The following is an 18,786-nucleotide window of genomic DNA, read 5'->3' as shown; positions in this document are numbered from 1 at the left end:
GAGAGTCCTTAATGAGTCGGTCTGTTGAGCGTCACGAGGCCCAAGGCGTGCTCGCGCCCTAACCAACTGGTCCAGCCGAGGCGACACGCGTTTGATTGGCCGATGCGCAAATCTCTGATGTCTTCATGCACAAGCTCAAGACAGACGTCGTAATCCAGCGGGTCGCGCAAGGTGAACCGCACGAGCGCACCCAGTGGCGGGTAATCAGGGCCAATGGGCAGAAACTCGTGGAAACGCTTCCAGTCGAGCTGTTTTATGTGAATACGAAACTTGCCGCCCCGATCAGGAACCCGGCTGCCCAGCACTGCGTCATACGCTAACCGGCTATTGGCTCTTCCGAGGCGGTTGAGTTGCGGAGGAGTTATGTCAACCGTTCGCTCAACGCACTGCTCAATGAATAATTGTGCGTGCTTGAAGTAGTAACGAAGCACCGATTCAATCAGCGCAGCAGAATGCGCACGCAAGCTCAACAACCCGAGATAGGGCAATAACCGCTTCCAGTTCAACTCGGTAGTTTCGCGAATGCGCTCCCCATGCAAACCGATCAGGGCGAACAGTTGCTCGGAAAATGGATCGGTTGCGCCGGTGGTAAACGCTGCGTGATAGCGATACTTGCGCCATACAGGCACCATCAGTTTTTGTAAGCGGTGATTGAAAATATCGACAAAGTCTCGCGTGGTATTGGGCTTGTCTCGGTCTTCCAGTGCTTGCTCGGCGTAAAAAGCAGGCAACGGGGACCCTGATCCAGTCAAGCTCATGACATTGAGATCCAGTCGTACATGCACATGACCCTGCTCGTAAAAAAGCGCCATGCAGTCAATATCGCTGCCCGGGAACCCGAGGCCGGGGTTGGCCCGCAGTTCGAGAAAGTCATGAATCCCCTGATCATCGGCATCAGGGTGAATCCCACGCAGCATTTGCAAAATCAGCGGGATGGCCTGATAAATCGAATATTCCCTGATGTCATGACACAGCGCGTTCAGAGCAGCGGTTGCTGCCCCATCCGTGGTTTCCATTGGTAGCCTCCACCCTGTGTGCTCGTGACGTGCAGTTCATGAAAAGAATTCAGGCTCGCGTACAGCGCGAAGAACTCGTTCAGGACAGAAGCAAACAGGAAAAGGCTGCCCTCCCCTGTAAAACCGTCAGGCTGGACCGTCAACTCGGTCTTCACGCCCCTTACCGGCCGACCGTTATGCAGACGATCGACGGGTTGATGACGTATGGATTTCAACCCCTTTAACAGGTGCTGACTGACTTTCTCCGCCCTCGGATCGTAATACCGGGGCAAGTCATAGGTTTCGAGAATGACTTTCAATGCTTCAATATTGGCCAGCGACAAATAATTCAACGACATGTTACTGATGACGCGCCAAAGGAAATCTCGCGTCATGGGCGGCGCGAAACTTCGCGTGGCGGGCATTATGTTTTTAAAGCGCAAGAAATCAGGGGTGCCGTCACACGACTTGCATATGCCACCCACGCTGATCTTTTGCGGAAGTTCATCATTGGTGCACGTCAACTCGATGGACACCGTCTCACGCGCCCGTTCCGCACGCAGATCGAAGCTCAGGAAAGTGTCAAGACCGCTGTGTTGCAGGGAAGCCCGGTGCCTGACGCTGTAGTAAGGCGAGTCACTTTTCACGCTGACAGCAGAATCGTGTTCAAACGACTCAAAGGGCACATAGTGCTGATAACCCAAGCCGCCTGGCTGCCAGCCAGTGACTTTATCGACCGAGTACACACCGCAACTACCGCGTGCATAATGAGCGGGCACCAGCAGATACTCGTCCTGCCTTGAGTCCGCAAGAATAGGCAGCGCGTCTTGCTTGAACAAATTCACGACAGGCGTGCAATACAGTTTCACGTTTTCGACACCTGGACGAAGCCCTTGTATCTCAGCGCTTTCCATATCAAAAACCAGCTGTACACCGCGGGTGTTCTTCAATACATCCTCATCCAGCGAACGAAGTACGTCGACGCCGAAAACATCGACGAAAAGGAATTTCTCCGGAAAGAAGAAATACTCTTGCAGATAGCGATAGCCGCGAAAGGTGTTCAGTGGATAGGGAATCAACGACTCTTCTTCCGCAAACCCGACAGGCTTTACTTGATCAACAGGAATAGCCAGCTCAATCGCCTTTCCCTCGGCCGTCATAATCAAGGCGCCCTGCGCATCCAGGGGTGATAATTTGATAGCGTTAAGTTGACGCATCATCCCCAGATAGAGTGCCTGGCTGATATGGCGCTCGCCCGCGAAGTGCAAACGCAACTGGCTGAACTCCAGATTGCCAACGTGCCCGTCTCCATTTATGTCCAGACGCAACTTCAGCACCGTACCCGCCCCGCCTGCCGAGCAGGACAAACTCACCAGTTTCAGCGGCAGGACACGGGTGGCGAAACACGTACGGAAATGGCACACCATGCCGTTGACGGGTTCACTTTCTACCGGCGTTTCTCGCTCAACGGTCACACCAATTGCCGGGCAGGTCAGCGCTTCAAACTGAAGCATGCTCACCGCGGGCAGCGGCCGCATGTAGTTGGGCCATAACAACTGCATGAGCGAGTGGGTCAACTCAGGCAGGTCATCGTCCAGCTTCTGACGTAAACGACCGGTCAGGAACGCGAACCCTTCCAGTAATCGCTCGACGTCTGGATCCAGACCTACTTGCCCCAGGAAAGGCGCCAGCGCGGGGTTACGCTCAGAGAACTTAACCCCCATTTGGCGGAGAGCCATCAGCTCGTCTTGATAATAGTGATTAAATGACAACGCTCACCTACTCGATCCTGTCATAGACAGACAAAAAAATGACGTGTAAATGCCAGAGTAGAATCGACCCCGACTGACAATGAGCCGCTTGGCTCATTCAATTGAGAATTACGTGCCCGTCCCCCGCTACGGCTATAGAAAAAACAACTGTTTTCTTGACGCCGTTCATATCGAGGGACGCGTCAATAGAAAATGTTCGTTTGAGTACACACCATGAGCTTTCATCAGACATCACATGAACTTCAGACAAGCGCGGTTCATAATCACGAATGGCTTTCTCTATAGCCAGCCGAGACTGCCTCACCGTGTCATGGGCACTCAGACTCGCGTTATTAAGCTCAGGCAGACCATAATCCGGTAGTGTGTTCACGCTCCCGGCACGAGTACCGAGCAGCTTCGCCAGATGCGTCGCTATTGACGCTGTTATGCGCTCCTCTTCGTTGAGGTCGGTTTTTTTTTGCGTCTTGTCGGCAAGCCGCTCGAAAAGGCTACCGTTGAAGTTCATGATCGTCTTCCTCGACTATTCCTTGTCCATCTTGCCGACCAGAGACAAGGTGAAATCAGCGCCCATGTATTTAAAATGAGGACGAACATTCAAACTGACCCGGTACCAGCCAGGATCACCTTCCACGTCACTGACGATGATTTGCGCAGAGCGTAACGGACGCCGTCCACGTACTTCAGAACTTGGATTTTCCTGGTCTGCAATATACTGGCGAATCCATTTATTGAGTTGAGCCTCGAGATCCGCTCGTTCTTTCCAGGAGCCTATCTGTTCCCGCTGCAAGACCTTGAGATAATGCGCCAGTCGGTTGACCACCATCATGTACGGCAGTTGAGTACCCAGCCTGTAATTGAGTTCGGCTGTCTTACCTTCCGGGCTGTTGCCGAAAAACTTCGGCTTCTGCACTGAGCTCGCCGAGAAAAAGGCGGCGTTGTCGCTTCCTTTGCGCATGGTCAATGCAATGAACCCTTCCTCGGCCAGCTCGTACTCACGACGATCAGAGACCAGCACTTCAGTCGGGATCTTGGTCTCGATCTCGCCCATGCTGTGGAAGTGATGCAAAGGAAGATCTTCGACGGCACCGCCGCTCAACGGCCCGATGATGTTAGGACACCAGCGGAATTTGGCGAAGCTGTCTGTCAGCTTCGTCGCGAATGCATACGCCGTGTTCCCCCACAGATAGTGCTCGTGACTGTTCGCAACATTCTCCTTGTAGGCAAACGTTTTAACCGGATTTTCCTCGGGCTCGTAAGGGCTGCGCAAAAGAAAACGTGGCACTGTCAGTGCCAGGTATCGAGCGTCTTCTTGCTGGCGGAAGCTCTGCCATTTGGCGAACTGTGGGCCTTCGAAATGATCTCTCAAGTCTTTGAGGTCAGGCAGACCGGTGAACTGCTCAAGCCCGAAAAAATTGGGCCCCGCCGCCGCGATAAATGGTGCGTGTGCCATACAGGCAACACTTGAAACGTACTGCATGGTCTTGACATCGGGAGCGCTTGGGGAAAAGAAATAGTTGGCAATGATTGCACCAACCGGATTGCCACCAAACTGGCCGTATTCAGCGGTGTAGACGTGCTTGTAAAGTCCCGACTGGACCACTTCGGGGGAGTCCTCAAAATCCTCCAGAAGGTCCTGCCTGGAGATGCTCAACAATTCGATTTTGATATTTTCGCGAAAATCTGTTCGATCAATCAGTAACTGCAGTCCGCGCCAGGACGCCTCCAATGCCTGAAATTCTGCATGGTGAATGATCTCATCCATCTGCTGACTCAGTTTGGCGTCAATTTCCGTGATCATTCGATCGACCAAGGCCTTTTTTACTGGCTCGTTGCTGTTGTGCGGCTTGAGCAGTTCTTCGATAAACGCAGCAACACCACGCTTGGCAATTTCATAGGCATCATCATCCGGGCTCAGCCTGGTTTCTGCGATGATCTGATCAAGGATTCCGTGCTGAAATTCGCTGACAGTACCCTGTTGCATAGCTTTGCTGGTCATACATTAACTCCCTGAAAATACGGTCAACTTCACTGCTGCGCTACTACACCGAGGCCGAGCTCGTCTAGCACCTTCCCACGTGATTCATTGTCAGAAATGACCTTCTCGATAGCCTTGCGAAAAGCAGGCGTATTACCCAAGGGTCCTTTTAACGACATCAACGCATTACGAAGTTCCATCAGTTTTTTCAGTTCGGGAATTTGCTCCACGAGGCTGGCTGGGTTGAAATCTTTCATCGAGGCCACTTTAATGCTGACAGTCAAGTCATCAACCTCACTGTCAGCCTGCAAACGATTAGGCACGATCAACGCAAGTTCCAGCTCTTGCTTGGCCATGAAGTCATCGAAATTATTCTTGTCGATGCTGATCGACTTACGGTCTTCGAGCTTTCGTTCATCGAACCGCTGTGTAAAGTCGCCGAGAACCAGAAGTTTCAGCGGTAGCTCTATTTCTTCCTGCGCGCTCCCGATGGCTGGTTTGAATGTGACGTTGATCCGTTCTTTGGGCGCAACAGAGCCTTCTCTGGCCATCGTGTTTCCTCTCGATTAATCCGAATATATATTGACTAAGCAATTAAACTTTCTAGATCGTAGTGGCACAACCGTTTGTAAACTTCTTCTTTGCGCAACGCTAAACTATTGTTTTGAGGCATTCGCTCGTAGCAGATATGCAGCAAGCGCAACACATCAATAAAAACCTGAGGTTCCCATGCAGGCAAACCTGCGGCTTGAAGCTCCCTGTCAAGAAACTCCAATTGAATGCTGGCAAGATCGTATTTTTTCGCCTGGTGGCATATTCGTGCGAGGCATAGTTTCCAGAAAAACTTTTCCCGGCCGCCCTCGGCATCGCTCATTCGCTGCGTCAATACCTGGACGGCAGCCTTTAAACCGTTGTCTTGCAAGGTCGGAATGAGCTCGTGATACACCGAATCCCACGCCGGTGAGTCATGTTGTAAATCCGTATCACACCTATGCTCGGCGGACGGTGCAGGCGGTACAATGTGCGCCGAAATCCATTGAAGCGTTTGAGCATTGGCAAATGGCGTGCCGTCGTGAAAGCGAAGCTGAATGACATCTGGAATTCTTTTGAGGAGCAAAGCAAATTGCGCCTGTACATCTTGAAGTGCAGCTTCGGCCCCTAGGGAAACTCTGAAAAAGGTTTCCTGATTTGGCAAAATACCCCAACACCTTTCACCGAGCTTCCCTGATGAAACAGATGACCTTCGCCGATGCCGAGTACGCGGGTAAACGTAAGCATACCCGCCGCGAGCGCTTTCTCATCGAGATGGATCAGGTTGTGCCCTGGAAAGGCTTGATTGCCCTTATCGAACCACATTATCCAAAGGGCGAAGGTGGCCGTCCGGCTTATCCGCTGATGGCGATGCTGCGTATTCACCTGATGCAGAACTGGTTTGGTTACAGCGATCCGGCGATGGAGGAAGCACTTTACGAGACAACGATCCTGCGCCAGTTCGCAGGGTTGAGTCTGGATCGAATCGCCGATGAAACCACGATTCTCAACTTCCGGCGTCTGTTGGAAAAGCATGAGTTGGCAGGCGGGATTTTGCAGGTCATCAATGGCTATCTGGGTGATCGAGGTTTGATGCTGCGCCAAGGTACGGTGGTCGATGCGACGATCATTCATGCGCCGAGCTCGACCAAGAACAAGGACGGCAAACGCGATCCCGAAATGCATCAGACGAAGAAAGGAAACCAGTATTTCTTCGGCATGAAAGCGCATATCGGCGTCGATGCCGAGTCGGGTTTAGTCCATAGCCTGGTGGGTACTGCGGCGAATGTGGCGGACGTGACTCAGGTTGATCAATTGCTACATGGTGAGGAAACCTATGTCAGCGGTGATGCGGGCTACACCGGCGTGGACAAGCGTGCGGAGCATCAGGATCGTCAGATGATCTGGTCAATTGCGGCCCGCCCAAGCCGTTATAAAAAGCATGGCGAGAAAAGTTTGATCGCACGGGTCTATCGCAAAATCGAGTTCACGAAAGCCCAGTTACGGGCGAAGGTTGAACATCCGTTTCGCGTGATCAAGCGCCAGTTTGGTTATACGAAAGTCCGGTTTCGCGGGCTGGCTAAAAACACCGCGCAACAGGCTACTCTGTTTGCCTTGTCGAACCTTTGGATGGTGCGAAAACGGCTGCTGGCGATGGGAGAGGTGCGCCTGTAATGCGGAAAAACGCCTTGGAAAGGTGCTGTTTGAAGGAAAATCGATGAGTTAAGAGCGGAAAACGTCTAATTATCTGATCGGGCGAGCTTTTTTTGAACCTCAGGCCATGAGAGCGTCAAAAATCGATGCCTACTTCAGACCTTCCCTAGTGCATTCAGGCAGTTCCATATCAAGTGCTGACCATCGAACCAGAAAGGTGAACTCGCAAGACTGGCCTCAACATCGATGATCAAATCTGCGAATTGACCCTGTTCAAATCGCTCCTGGTAATTTTTCAGTCTGTCTGCAGGCAACCCTTTTAGCTGGGTTACTTTCTGCGCGTTGTACTCGGGAACGCTGTCCACTGCGAGCCATGCCAATGTCCGACCAAGGCGGAAAGCGCGCGGATCCGTCGTTTTTTGCCTCAACCACCATTTACAGAGGCTTTTAACAGTATCTTCATGCTGGCTTAAAACCCGCTGCGCATCTTTTTCGCTTTCAATTTGGGGGCTATTGGAAAATAGCTGAGCGGCGACTTGCTTGACCTGCTCGACAACAGTGACAGGCGCTTTCTCGGCCTGTAGGGCACGCTGAATCATGCGTGCCAGCCGCCTGCGCAAAGGCAGCAGCAAGGGCGCGTTACCGGCAAGGTACTGACTCAACAACTCATCCAGGCTATCAAGGTATTGGATCATCTCTTGAAAGAGCGGAAGCTGACGGGTGATGGAAATGTCCTCCACCAGCAACTTATCGAGCCTGAGTATCAGCCAGCCCATGGCGGCAGAACGGGTTCGTGGCTTTTTGGGAAACAGCACCTGCCAGTGTTCTTCACAAAGGTGATGGATGAGCCCCAAGCCGGCCAGCAAGCCGGGAAAAGACTCGCACTCGTACAACGCCCAGACCAGCCAGCTGGCAACTCGCAGATCCTTGGACTGATTGATGAGAATTTCCTCGGCGCCCGCTCTGATTCTCGACCAGTCGATAGTCAAAGGTCCCAGTAACGATTGCGCGCCGCCCAGTTCACGCTCCAGTTCTTCAAAGGCTACTGAATAGCGTATGTCGCTACCCACATAACTGTGCCCCGCTATCGGATGCCGGGCAATGTTTATATAACGAACGGATAACTCGTTTTTATAACTCATCTCCGCTCCGGCATTATCATTATCATTATCATGGAAAGCCAGAAATTAAACCTGGCAAGAAATTGACCTATACCTTATCCGCCACCTGCCCCATAGACAAGCGAATAAAAACGTCAGTCTAATCTTTCAGAAAAGTCCTACACGTCATGAGAATAAAATGTAGGAAGTACGGCTCTAGATCGCGCCAAAAGACTCCTGTTCTTGCTGCAACCGAAAGCGCAACTTTTGGCACACTACCCTGCCACTAGCCAAGGCAAAAACTCTTTTACGCCTTGCTAAGCAGCACCATTCATGCTGCGCAAGAAGACGCTGGAGCTGCGCAAAAAATTGCGCATATTTCCGATATATAACGCATACAAAATTATTATTTAACGAGCGCATGCGCACCCCATCAAGGGCCCGCAGACGCGCCTCGCGACCTGGCATGATATTTGTTATAGCGATATCCAGCTTCGCACACATCTCGTTGCGTAGCGCTAATAACCTTCCAGGAGAAACCAATGCCTACACCCGCATTTCTATCTGTCACAGGGACCAAACAAGGTCATATTACAGAACAGGCTGGTTCCATTGACTCTTTAGGCGGCCATGGCCAGATAGATCATCCTGACGAATCAATTGTTCACGCATTCAGTCACGAAATCATATCCCCTTACGACGCTCAGTCAGGCGAAATTACTGGTCGACGCAGGCATAACGCAATTTGTATCACAAAAGTATTTGACCGGGCATCGCCATTACTTCTGGAAGCGTTATGCAGGGGCGAAAAACTAACTGACGTTGTGATAAATTGGTACCGCACTAACGACGGCAAGGAGCAAAACTACTATAGAACAACACTTCATGGGGCGCTTATTGTGGCTATAAAAGACCACATGCCAACCTGCGACGATCCAAATAACTCGCATGCCATCCATCTGCAGGATGTGCACTTTACCTACCGTCAAATAAGATGGGATCACGTGATAGCTACTTCATCCGGATCATACGACCTGGACGACTTAGGTCTGGACTGATACTTGTCTTAACCCCCCCATTGCGTTCGATAACCAATGGGGGGGCCACCAGCCTAAGGGTAAACAGAGAACGCCATGCAGTCCGAAATAATCTCGCTCCCCCACTTCAGTCTGAGCCTTTCTGACGCCCACCATGACTTTCAAGTCTTCGCCTTCACCGGTCACGAAGCCATCAGCCAGCCCTTCTGCTTCAAGCTGGATCTGGTCAGCGAGCACACTTCGCTGGATCTTGAAAGTTTGCTGGGGCGCTCAGCGTTCCTAAAGTTTGCACCCGACGGCGGTGGAATCCATGGCCTGATCGATCAGATTGCCCAAGGCGAATCCGGTCGACGTTTGACTCACTATTCGATCACGTTGCGCCCGCACCTGGCCCGGCTTGAGCATCGTACTGATCAGCGTATTTTTCAGGACCTGACGGTGCCCCAGATCATTGAACAGGTACTTGAAAAGCACGGCCTGCTGGCCACCACGTTCAATTTTCATCTAGGAACGAACTACCCGAAACGCGATTACTGCGTGCAATACGGCGAGTCTGACTTGCACTTCATTCAGCGGCTGTGCGAAGAAGAAGGCCTGCACTACCACTTCGAGCACAGCGCTACCGCCCATCAACTGGTGTTTGGTGACGACCAGACAGTGTTCCCGGAACTGGGCCCGGTTATCTACAGACAGGACACCGCCCTGGCGGGCACAAAGCCGGCCATCCAGCACTACAGACTGCGCCTGGAGACGCGCCCCAACAGTCACCATAGCCGCGATTACCATTTCGAGAAGCCGCTGCTGATCACCAAGGGATCGGCCAATGTCAGTCGTCGTATCGAGCTCCAGGAATACGACTACCCGGGCGGCTTCACCAGCCGTGATCGTGGCGATCATCTTGCACAACGCGCGCTGGAGCGCCTCAATCACGATTACCTGTCAGGTGAAGGTCGCAGTAACCAGGCTCGGCTCGTCAGTGGCCATTTTCTGAGGCTGAGCGAACATCCCAACAAGGAATGGAATGATCTGTGGCTGCTGACCGGCGTTCGTCATGAAGGCCGTCAGCCGCGGGTACTTGAGGAGTCCGCATGTGAAATTCAGAACCCCGGCGACTTTCATCAGGGCTACCGCAATACGTTCACTACCACGCCTTGGTACGCCTTGTACCGCTCGCCCCTGCGTCATCCCAAACGAAGAATCTTCGGCAGTCAGACCGCCGTGGTCACAGGCCCGAAAGGTGAGGAAATCCACTGCGACAAACACGGTCGGGTCAAAGTGCAGTTCCACTGGGATCGCGACGCTGAGGCCGATGACCGGAGCAGTTGCTGGTTGCGCGTGTCATCCAGTTGGGCGGGCAATCGTTATGGCGGCATGACCATCCCGCGTGTCGGTATGGAAGTGCTGGTAACGTTTCTTGAGGGCGACCCCGACCGGCCACTGGTCAGTGGCTGCCTGTACCACGCCGAGCACGTACCGCCTTATGACCTGCCCGCCCACCAGACGCGCAGCGTATTCAAGACCTTGAGTAGTCCAGGCGGAGGTGGCTCAAACGAGCTGCGTATCGAAGACAGGGCCGGCCAGGAGCAAATCTATGCTCACGCCCAGCGCAATTGGGACCAAAACATCAAACATGATCAAAAGATCCGAATTGGTCATGAGCGTCATGACCGCGTGGAAGCAAACAGCTACAGCGAGTTCAAGGCTCAGGAACACCGTCTGGTTGATGGCGACCGGCTGACTGAAGCCAAAGCGGACGACCATCTGAGGGTAGGTGGGACTCGGCACCTGAAACTGGGTAATGCACTGCTGGCAGAGGCTGGGCAGGAAATCCATTTGAAGAGTGCCGACAAGATTGTTCTGGAGGCTGGCATGGAGCTGACATTCAAAGTGGCTGGCAGCTTCATAAAGATTGACGCAAGCGGCGTGACGGTGGGAGGGCCTGCCATCCATTTGAACTCCGGGGGAAGCCCGGGCAGTGGCTCCGGCGCAACCCCCTTGCTGCCGGGTCCGACACTGCGAGCTGATACGACCAAGCCTGGGGAGGTTCTTGCACATGCCCAGAGGCGGGCCATGAGGCGCACGCCACGTTGTGAGGTTTGCGAACAACAGGCTGCGAAAAAGAGGTCGCGCAATGGATAAGGCCAACTACCTGTTAATTGACGGGATGTTACGACCCGATGCCATAAAACAGCTGTATCAGCTAAACGAACCTCTTGATATAGCACCTTTATATCTGGGAACACGATGGTCCAAAATCGTGGATATGGGACCTGTGCTTGTGCAGCTACCCAGCCAATCCGCGCTCGTGCGGGAGTGGCATGGGAATGCTGCGCAACGGATCGACGCATGCATTTTTCACAGCAGCGCTTCTTTAAAAGTCGTTGCGGCGCATTTGCGTCAGTACCTCAACCCGGACGACTACCTTGGTAATTCCAGCTTGCTGCGCTTTGCCGATCCGTTGGTACTGCATCACTGGCTTTCAAGCTATAGCCGCGAGCATCTGAGTCAGATACTGGGGCCTATCCAGCAGTTGTGGGTTCAACCTCCCCTGCGCGGCTGGCAGCATGGCAATGCTTCACCCCCTGCCGTTTTTTTTTAACGAGCAGCCCAACACCACCTGGCACCCCCACTTCGCGCTGCTGGGCGAACCGCAGTTAAACGCATTTGAACACTGCTATCGCTGGATTTTCGAAGAGCGCATCCATGACTGGCTCAAGAAGACCGATCCGCTCGCCTTAGCCAAGCAGACTGATGATCAAATCGAATCCTGGCTGAAACAGGCGCTCGATGGCGCAATGGCGTGGGGGTTGACCAGCGAATACGCCTTGGCGACCTGGGCAGACATCTGCCATGAGTGGGGGCTGGATTTCACTGACCAACCACAAGGCCCCTATCAGTCCTGGCGAACGCTGTACCCCGAACATCTGCAGTTATCCCCGGAACTGCGCATCGACGCGCTTGATGAATACCGTCAGAAAACCCATAACACCACGGATGCTCAGCATGACCGATAAAAACGGCACCCATCGACAACGACGTGCTGCACTGTTCCCCAAAACCCCGGCGACCGCCACCAGCCTGTGCCCTTTCAGAGGGCCTAATATCGCCATCGTCCCGGTGCGCTATGCGCTGGATCGCTCGCGCTATGACGCTGACCCCGCGCAACTGAAGCCACTGCCCAAAGACGGCCAATGGGCCCACCTGCCGACGCTGAAAACTCGCAGTTACACCTTACGCCAACTGTACGACGGCTACGTTTACGTGTTCGACGAAACGGCCGGCACGTTGCACGAATACGCAGCCTCAGCCAGCGACGGCCATCTGAGCCGCATCGTCTGGACCGATGCACACATCGGTAACGACCAGCGAAGCGGTGCCGGTGAAGGGCAACCCTTTGTGCTTTACCCGCGTGACCACCGCCTGCACATCGCCTTTTCTCCCCTGCAATGGACATGGCGAATGTGCGAGCACATGCGCTCCCACGCCCCAAGCCGCGCGTTGTGGATGAAGGCGCTGGACCTGGCCAGCTACTGCCTCACCATGGCCGAACCGGACACCCTGCCGCTGGATCGCATCGCCGAGGCCGTGGCGGATATCGACAAAGACTGTGTTGTGGAAGATGGCCGTTTTGCAGATTCGGCGATTCCCAGTGTTCGCCCGCCATCAGAAGGTGCAGAACCCTATCCGTTATGGGCACCGCTGGGCGCCGATGTCTTCTGGCAGGGCAGCGTCTACGATCAGGACAGCTCTCTGGTCATTGCCCTCAATGACCCGCTCGCCGTTTTCAACGACTTGGGCATGCAGCTGGCGGCCGATCAGGCGGCTTTTCGGGAATGGCAAAGCGCCCACGAACACAAGATCCAGATTGCCCAGACCGTCGCCACGCTGTGCGGTGCAGAGAGCGAAGCAGAGAAGCTGCCAGCATCGGTGCGCGGTGATGCGCTGCGCACGCATCAGTACCTGAGCGAGGTCGAAGCCTACTTTGAACAATGCATTCTTGAAGAAGCACAGATCAGCAGTAGCAACGTTCCTGGAGATTTTCTGCTGCTGCCGGACATGTTCAAGAGCCTGGACATGCGCAAATCGATCGAAACACGTTATGGCAGCGCGCCGACCGATGAGGGCGCGCAGGCCTGGAAAGATCGCCACAAATGGCGGCGCGAGGTCGATCTGAGCAGTGCGCGTCAGTACCTTTTGCAGCACCTGCCGACCGGAGACAAACGCCTGCAACAGGTGCGTGACACGCAAAGCGATTTCCAGCACTGGGCGGCACATATAGGCACCGAACCGCTCAAGCTGTTCATCGACACCACACACCCGAAAACCCTGCTGTATTTGCAGACGATCATGCTCAATCTGCAGATCATCTATGCGCAGGACAGCGCCGCAAATGCCTGGCTCGCCGAGCAGGAAGCCAACACCAGCAGCCTGTTTGGCACCCTGCGTTATGGTTTTTCGCCAGCGCTCAAGCACGCCCTGCATCAGGAAGCCGACGCACTGCTGAACGGCCTCGGCGACGTCACTAATCTGGCCACGCGCATCGGTGAACTCAATGGCGTGCTCAACCATCAGGGTTTTGCCGACAAGCCGTGGATGAAGGCGCTGAAACAGCCTGTTCAAGACACCTTCAAAGCCCTCGGCGAACTGGCCAGCGGTGCCGGCAAAGCCAGGTTTGAAAGTGTATTACTGGCATGGGTGCCCATCGACAGCCGCATGGCCCTTGGCAAGCAGCAGAACATCGTTGCGTTGCTTCGCACCCTGCTGATCGGCCAGATATTGCTCGACTCGACAGCACGCGTCGCGATCAATGAGCAGACAGTGACCAAGCTCAAACAGTGGGTAAGTGAGTGGCAAGTCCTCAACAAGCAAATCAGCGAGCTGGTGCGCAGTTGGCAATACCCGAACGCCTACAACACGCGCCAAAGCACCGCTCGCAAATTGCAGGCCCATAAACACAAACTGCGCGTTCACGAACTGAGCATCCCTGCCCTGCTCGACTTTCAGAACAACGAATACGCCAAGCTATTGCAGGACGAGATTCGTCAGTACTTCCAGTCTGGCAAAACCCTCGCCACGGACTGGCTCGCCCGCGCCAAAGGCTGGACCGACCGACTGGGCGGCGTTGCTGGCACGATCACCTGGGGCGTGGTCATGCTTAACCTGATCAATACCGCCTTCCTCTATCGGGACCTTACCCGGGACGGGGATTTCAGTACCAAGGACATTGGCAAGGTGACGTATGGATTGGGGTACAGCTTCAATCTGTTGATGGCGGTGTTTGTGGACGCGCCGTGGAGCATCATAAGGGACGCAACGCCAGCGCTGATCGATGGCAAGAATGTGGCCATTCTGGACAGGTCCAGTGCGTACTGGAAAGCCAAGGGAAATGCAGCGTGGGGTGATGCGATACGTGGGTTCAGGGTTTCGATGGTGGCGATGGGTGGGTTTGGGCTTGCGGCGGTTACGCTTGAATTATTTGATGTTACAGATGATTTTCACGCAGCTAAAACATCAGAAGAAACATATGGAATTGGCATCAAGGGGTTTTCCGTAGTGGTGATGGGATTGGGTGCTGCGGCCCAGCTAATGGCAGGCATTTCTCCCGCTGGCGTTTTTACGATTATCGCAATGAGTCCGTGGTTCAGCGTAGCGCTACTGGCAGCAGGCTTGATTTATCTTTTTGCTACGATGGCCCTTAATTACTTCAAGCAAGACAGTGTCGGCTGGTGGCTACGCAAGTGCTGTTGGTCCATAACCCAAGACTATCGCTATGCTGAGACTGCGGAAGGTAAGCATGACGAAGTGCGCGCGCTGATGGAAATAAAATTATCTCCGCAGGTCCATGTAAAAAGCACCGTGAATTATGAAAACCGTTATCTTGGCAAAAACGATCACTACAGCGTAGCGGTACAAAATGGCGCGGGGGTACAAGTGCGCTTGCCGAATCTTCTACGCGGGCTGTCCGTGCATTTCAATATCGTTAGTAGCAAGAGACCATGGGGCGTGCTGCCCGTAGAAAAAATAGATCAGCCGATACATGAAGCTTTTCTGGACCACGGGCAATTCAGGAAAGTCGAACAGTTCGGGATGTTTACCAACAAGCCTGCTGGCAAGGCGAGTGAAGACTATACCTACCCCCGCATGCCACCTGAAAACGAAGACCTCATCTGGGAAACCTGGGTGCCGCTCGACAAGGACGCAACGTATCTTGAGTTGCAAATCTGGTACCCGGCCAATCTTTTAAATCCTGGCGGAGACGATAGAAGCTATCTGTTTCAGATGGAGCTTGGCACAAAAGGCGATACCGCTATTGACGGCCTGGCTGCAGTGGAACTCGAGGTAAAGGCATCAAGCAGGATTGGCGCTCTGACCCTAGAAGTCGCAGAGGGCACACCTGTATGAATCAGCCGGAAAAAGCTCTGGATCTGCCGAAAGATGAAGACATCCTAAACTGGAAAATAAAAACACTTGCAAGATCACCAAGGGAAATCATGATAGCGCAGTCCATATTTACGGCGATTCATCTGATCGGGAGCTCACTTTTTATTTGGGGAGGCTGGAAAGTATTTTTAAAAAACCCTCATCTGCTGGTGGGTTTGATACTTGCACTTGGAGGGGTTCTGGCTTACTTCACAGGCCTCCTCATCCGCCAAAAAACCATCTACAACTACACCGTCAAAACCGACTGCGCCCATCTGGAGTACTACCTCCACTACCCTGACTTCGCCTCATCCTTCTTCAAAGGCATCGCCATAGCCGTCATCCTGATATTTGTTTTCGTCGCCGTTCTCACCGGATCATTGCTCTTTCTGATCGGCCCGGTTGCAATGGCGTTTATAGCGGCACTAAAACTGCTGAATTGGGAAAACCCCATTCACCACGAACAAAGCCTGCCGTGGGGCGAGTACAACTTCGTTACCGTCGACCGCAAGCGTCTGATGATCATCACGCATCGTACCGACGTCACGCTCGGTTTCGAGGCCCGATTCAAGCATGAGGTGTTGTTCAACAAATACCTGAATTTCCTCCACACCGTGCTGCCCCCAACGGCGGAGTTCACCGAAAAAGCCTGGAAGTGATCGTGCGCTCAAGATAACGTACAGCGCAGAAAATCCAAGCCCACTTCCTCCCAGGCCTTACATGATTCAGATTCGCCCCATGACCCCGGAAGACTTCGACCGCTTCTGGCCTACCTTCCAGGCTGTCGTTGTCGCTCAGGAAACCTACGCTTACGACCCTGCGCTCACTCAAGAGCAGGCGTGTGACGTGTGGCTGAAGCTGCCTTTGCACACGCTGATCGCTGAGGAGGACGGTCAGTTGCTGGGCAGTTACTACCTCAAGGCCAATGCGGCAGGCCCGGGCAATCATGTCTGCAACTGTGGCTATATGGTGACGGACGCAGCCCTGGGCCGTGGTGTGGCGCGGTTGATGTGTGAGCACTCACAGCAACTGGCTCGCGACAGCGGCTTTCTGGCGATGCAGTTCAACTCGGTGGTCGCCAGCAATGAAGTGGCGGTTGCGCTGTGGGCCAAGCTGGGTTTCGAGACGGTTGGGCGCTTGCCCAAGGCTTATCGTCATGCCCGATTGGGGCTGGTGGATTGTCTGGTGATGTTCAAGTGGCTGGCCGACGCGCCAATAGCGGCCGAGCCTGTGCAACCCAAATTGATTGGTCGCAAGAATATCGAGTCAGTGGTGTCGCGTCCGCGTCGCAAATAAGTGTGACGCACAAATAAAAACGGGGCGCGCTCATCATCGAACGGCCCCGTTTTCTTTACTGCTCAGCGCTTACTTACCAGCACTTGCCGCAGGCTGTTTTTGCAGCAACACCCGTGTCACGCGACGTTCTTCCACGCCTACAACCTGCAGGTTCCAACCCTGCCAGCTAAGGCTGTCGCCCGTTGAAGGCAAGCGGTCCAGCAGGCTCATGACCAGCCCGGCCAGGGTCTGATAGTCCTCGGTGGCTTTGGCCTGGAAGCCGGTTCGCTCGCGAATCAGGCTCAGGTTGAGAGCACCCGAAACGACGAAGTCTTCGCCCTGCGCAACGATGTCCGGGCCTTCCACTTCGCTGGCGTCAGGCAACTGGCCGGCGATGGACTCCAGAATGTCGGTCATGCTCAATACGCCGATGAAATCACCGAACTCGTTGACCACGAACGCGATGTGCGTGGACTCCTTGCGCATCTGCTCCAGCGCATTGAGGATCGTGAAGCTTTCCAGCAGGTTAATGGCCTTGCGCGACATTAGCTTCAAGTCGGGCTGATTGCCGGACAACAGTTCCTTGAACAGCTCTTTCTTGTGCACGAAACCCAAGGGCTCATCGATACCACGCTCACCAATCAACGGCAGGCGCGAGTAGGAAGAGTGCATCAGTTTCAGGCGGATCTTCTCGGCATCGTCGTTCAGGTCGATGTAGTCGATCTCGGCCCGCGGAGTCATAACCGTGCGAATCTGCCGCTCTGCCAGTTGCAGCACGCCGCTGATCATCACCCGCTCACGACGATCGAACACCGGTTCGTTGCTTTCGCCTTCCAGCATGTCGGTGATTTCTTCATCGACATCACCGGATTCCAGCCTGCGGCCGCCCAACAGGCGCATCACCGCATGGGCAGCACGCTCGCGGCGCGGCAGGTGGCCGTGGGCAGACTTCTTGTTGCGCTTGCGGGCAATCTGGTTGAACACTTCGATGAGAATCGAGAAGCCGATCGCCGCATACAGATAGCCTTTGGGGATATGGAAACCCAGGCCTTCTGCGGTCAGGCTGAAACCGATCATCATCAAAAAGCCCAGACACAGCATGATCACTGTCGGACGACTATTGACGAACTTGGTCAGCGGCTTGCTGGCGATCATCATCAGGCCAATGGAGAAGATCACCGCGATCATCATCACCGACAAGTGCTCGACCATGCCCACTGCCGTAATAACGGCGTCCAGCGAGAACACCGCGTCAAGCACGACGATCTGCGCCACGATCGGCCAGAACAGTGCATAGCCTGCGTTGCCGGCACGCTGGGCGACATGGCCTTCCAGCCGCTCGTGCAATTCCATGGTGGCCTTGAACAGCAGGAACACACCACCGAACAGCATGATCAGGTCACGTCCGGAAAAGGTCTTGTCGAAAATCTCGAACAACGGCTCGGTCAGCGTGACCATCCAGGAGATGCTCGCCAGCAAGCCGAGGCGCATGATCAGTGCCAGCGACAGGCCGATGACCCGTGCTTTATCACGTTGCTCAGGGGGCAGCTTGTCCGCCAGGATGGCGATGAAAACCAGGTTGTCGATACCCAGCACCAGCTCCAGCACGATGAGGGTCAGCAGGCCAAGCCATGCCGTGGGGTCAGCGATCCATTCCATGGTAGTTATTCAGTCTCACGAGAAAAATGGCAGGGAGCGGCACTGGTCAATGTAGACCAGGCCCTGTGACGAATCGTCAGACACGGCTCTGCAGCTCGACGACGCAGGGGCCTGACGATATCTACACGGTGCATGAGGCTGAATGAATCGATGTTTGAATGGAGCGGGCTACACGGTAAAAGCGATGCTCTCGGCAAAGAGGCTATAACCGGCCAACCATCAACTGTGAAAGGAGGGCAACTCGGAGGCTCCTGGAGGGTATTCATACAGTCCTGAAATTCAATTTGGGAGTGGATCGTACAATACACACAACTGTTTCGCACTTTGAAGAAGTATTACAAGACTTGACCAAATGCAGCGCCCTTCTCG

13 protein-coding genes and 2 pseudogenes are annotated in these 18,786 nt (G+C 54.1%); 7 read left to right on the top strand and 8 right to left on the bottom strand.

Annotated features, from left to right (window positions below):
• Positions 1-8: 8 nt before the first annotated feature.
• The 6 genes from tssG to PSPTO_RS13165 all read right to left on the bottom strand — a co-directional run bounded on the left by tssG (position 9) and on the right by PSPTO_RS13165 (position 5,937).
• On the bottom strand, positions 9-1,016 hold the full coding sequence (gene tssG, locus PSPTO_RS13190) for a type VI secretion system baseplate subunit TssG (RefSeq protein WP_011104075.1): 1,008 nt from the start codon (positions 1,014-1,016) through the stop codon (positions 9-11).
• The gene (tssF, locus tag PSPTO_RS13185) at positions 980-2,767 is read right to left on the bottom strand and encodes a type VI secretion system baseplate subunit TssF (protein ID WP_011104074.1); all 1,788 of its coding nucleotides are present in this window, start codon (positions 2,765-2,767) and stop codon (positions 980-982) included. Before tssF ends, tssG begins: the two co-directional genes overlap by 37 nt.
• A gap of 97 nt (positions 2,768-2,864) precedes the next feature.
• Positions 2,865-3,272 (bottom strand): type VI secretion system baseplate subunit TssE, encoded by a 408-nt coding sequence (gene tssE, locus PSPTO_RS13180; protein WP_011104073.1) that lies wholly within the window; start codon positions 3,270-3,272, stop codon positions 2,865-2,867.
• A gap of 15 nt (positions 3,273-3,287) precedes the next feature.
• On the bottom strand, positions 3,288-4,763 hold the full coding sequence (tssC, locus tag PSPTO_RS13175; RefSeq protein WP_011104072.1) for a type VI secretion system contractile sheath large subunit: 1,476 nt from the start codon (positions 4,761-4,763) through the stop codon (positions 3,288-3,290).
• A 29-nt stretch (positions 4,764-4,792) separates the two neighbouring features.
• Positions 4,793-5,293: a type VI secretion system contractile sheath small subunit gene (gene tssB, locus PSPTO_RS13170; protein WP_011104071.1), complete on the bottom strand. Its 501-nt coding sequence runs from the start codon at positions 5,291-5,293 to the stop codon at positions 4,793-4,795.
• A 35-nt stretch (positions 5,294-5,328) separates the two neighbouring features.
• On the bottom strand, positions 5,329-5,937 hold the full coding sequence (locus PSPTO_RS13165; RefSeq protein WP_226992694.1) for a type VI secretion system domain-containing protein: 609 nt from the start codon (positions 5,935-5,937) through the stop codon (positions 5,329-5,331).
• Positions 5,938-5,969: 32 nt separating this feature from the next.
• Here PSPTO_RS13165 and PSPTO_RS13160 point away from each other — a divergent pair, with 32 nt between their 5' ends.
• Positions 5,970-6,947 carry an IS5-like element ISPssy family transposase gene (locus PSPTO_RS13160; RefSeq protein WP_007247571.1) on the top strand — a complete coding sequence of 326 codons (978 nt, stop codon included), beginning with the start codon at positions 5,970-5,972 and terminating at the stop codon, positions 6,945-6,947.
• Between the two features lie 143 nt (positions 6,948-7,090).
• Here the strand turns inward: PSPTO_RS13160 and tssA are convergent.
• Positions 7,091-8,068 (bottom strand): annotated as a pseudogene (tssA, locus tag PSPTO_RS13155) (type VI secretion system protein TssA); the annotation flags it as partial.
• Positions 8,069-8,568: 500 nt separating this feature from the next.
• On the opposite strand from tssA, the gene PSPTO_RS13150 reads away from it, so the two are divergent.
• The 6 genes and pseudogenes from PSPTO_RS13150 (at position 8,569) to PSPTO_RS13125 (ending at position 16,779) form a co-directional block, all read left to right on the top strand.
• Positions 8,569-9,084, top strand: coding sequence for an Hcp family type VI secretion system effector (locus PSPTO_RS13150; RefSeq protein ID WP_007246961.1), 516 nt, complete (start codon positions 8,569-8,571; stop codon positions 9,082-9,084).
• Positions 9,085-9,159: 75 nt separating this feature from the next.
• A complete protein-coding gene (gene tssI / locus PSPTO_RS13145; protein WP_011104070.1) occupies positions 9,160-11,202 on the top strand; it encodes a type VI secretion system tip protein TssI/VgrG in 2,043 nt (680 codons plus the stop codon).
• A pseudogene (locus PSPTO_RS30660) lies at positions 11,195-12,077 on the top strand (DUF4123 domain-containing protein). The gene tssI and the pseudogene PSPTO_RS30660 overlap by 8 nt, the downstream one beginning before the upstream one ends.
• Positions 12,067-15,465 (top strand): toxin VasX, encoded by a 3,399-nt coding sequence (locus tag PSPTO_RS13135; RefSeq protein WP_164923175.1) that lies wholly within the window; start codon positions 12,067-12,069, stop codon positions 15,463-15,465. Before PSPTO_RS30660 ends, PSPTO_RS13135 begins: the two are co-directional and overlap by 11 nt.
• Entirely contained in the window at positions 15,462-16,142 is a 681-nt protein-coding gene (locus PSPTO_RS13130) for a hypothetical protein (protein WP_011104066.1), read from the top strand. Before PSPTO_RS13135 ends, PSPTO_RS13130 begins: the two co-directional genes overlap by 4 nt.
• Positions 16,143-16,203: 61 nt before the next feature.
• Positions 16,204-16,779, top strand: coding sequence for a GNAT family N-acetyltransferase (locus PSPTO_RS13125; protein WP_011104065.1), 576 nt, complete (start codon positions 16,204-16,206; stop codon positions 16,777-16,779).
• A 69-nt stretch (positions 16,780-16,848) separates the two neighbouring features.
• Here the strand turns inward: PSPTO_RS13125 and PSPTO_RS13120 are convergent, their stop codons facing one another.
• Positions 16,849-18,417, bottom strand: a complete 1,569-nt coding sequence (locus PSPTO_RS13120) for a TerC family protein (protein ID WP_011104064.1) — start codon at positions 18,415-18,417, stop codon at positions 16,849-16,851.
• Between the last annotated feature and the right edge of the window lie 369 nt (positions 18,418-18,786).

Source organism: Pseudomonas syringae pv. tomato str. DC3000 (assembly GCF_000007805.1).
Taxonomy (GTDB): domain Bacteria; phylum Pseudomonadota; class Gammaproteobacteria; order Pseudomonadales; family Pseudomonadaceae; genus Aquipseudomonas; species Aquipseudomonas avellanae.
Note: the sequence above shows the minus strand (reverse complement) of the source record. Positions and strands in the feature narration are given on the sequence as shown.

What these genes read in the sequence shown, in the direction of transcription:
- tssG (WP_011104075.1), bottom strand. Translation starts at nt 1,016, where the DNA reads ATGGAAACCACGGATGGGGCAGCAACCGCTGCTCTGAACGCGCTGTGT.
- tssB (WP_011104071.1), bottom strand. Translation starts at nt 5,293, where the DNA reads ATGGCCAGAGAAGGCTCTGTTGCGCCCAAAGAACGGATCAACGTCACA.
- PSPTO_RS13125 (WP_011104065.1), top strand. Translation starts at nt 16,204, where the DNA reads ATGATTCAGATTCGCCCCATGACCCCGGAAGACTTCGACCGCTTCTGG.
- PSPTO_RS13150 (WP_007246961.1), top strand. Translation starts at nt 8,569, where the DNA reads ATGCCTACACCCGCATTTCTATCTGTCACAGGGACCAAACAAGGTCAT.
- PSPTO_RS13120 (WP_011104064.1), bottom strand. Translation starts at nt 18,417, where the DNA reads ATGGAATGGATCGCTGACCCCACGGCATGGCTTGGCCTGCTGACCCTC.
- tssC (WP_011104072.1), bottom strand. Translation starts at nt 4,763, where the DNA reads ATGACCAGCAAAGCTATGCAACAGGGTACTGTCAGCGAATTTCAGCAC.
- PSPTO_RS13160 (WP_007247571.1), top strand. Translation starts at nt 5,970, where the DNA reads ATGAAACAGATGACCTTCGCCGATGCCGAGTACGCGGGTAAACGTAAG.
- tssE (WP_011104073.1), bottom strand. Translation starts at nt 3,272, where the DNA reads ATGAACTTCAACGGTAGCCTTTTCGAGCGGCTTGCCGACAAGACGCAA.
- PSPTO_RS13130 (WP_011104066.1), top strand. Translation starts at nt 15,462, where the DNA reads ATGAATCAGCCGGAAAAAGCTCTGGATCTGCCGAAAGATGAAGACATC.
- PSPTO_RS13135 (WP_164923175.1), top strand. Translation starts at nt 12,067, where the DNA reads ATGACCGATAAAAACGGCACCCATCGACAACGACGTGCTGCACTGTTC.
- tssI (WP_011104070.1), top strand. Translation starts at nt 9,160, where the DNA reads ATGCAGTCCGAAATAATCTCGCTCCCCCACTTCAGTCTGAGCCTTTCT.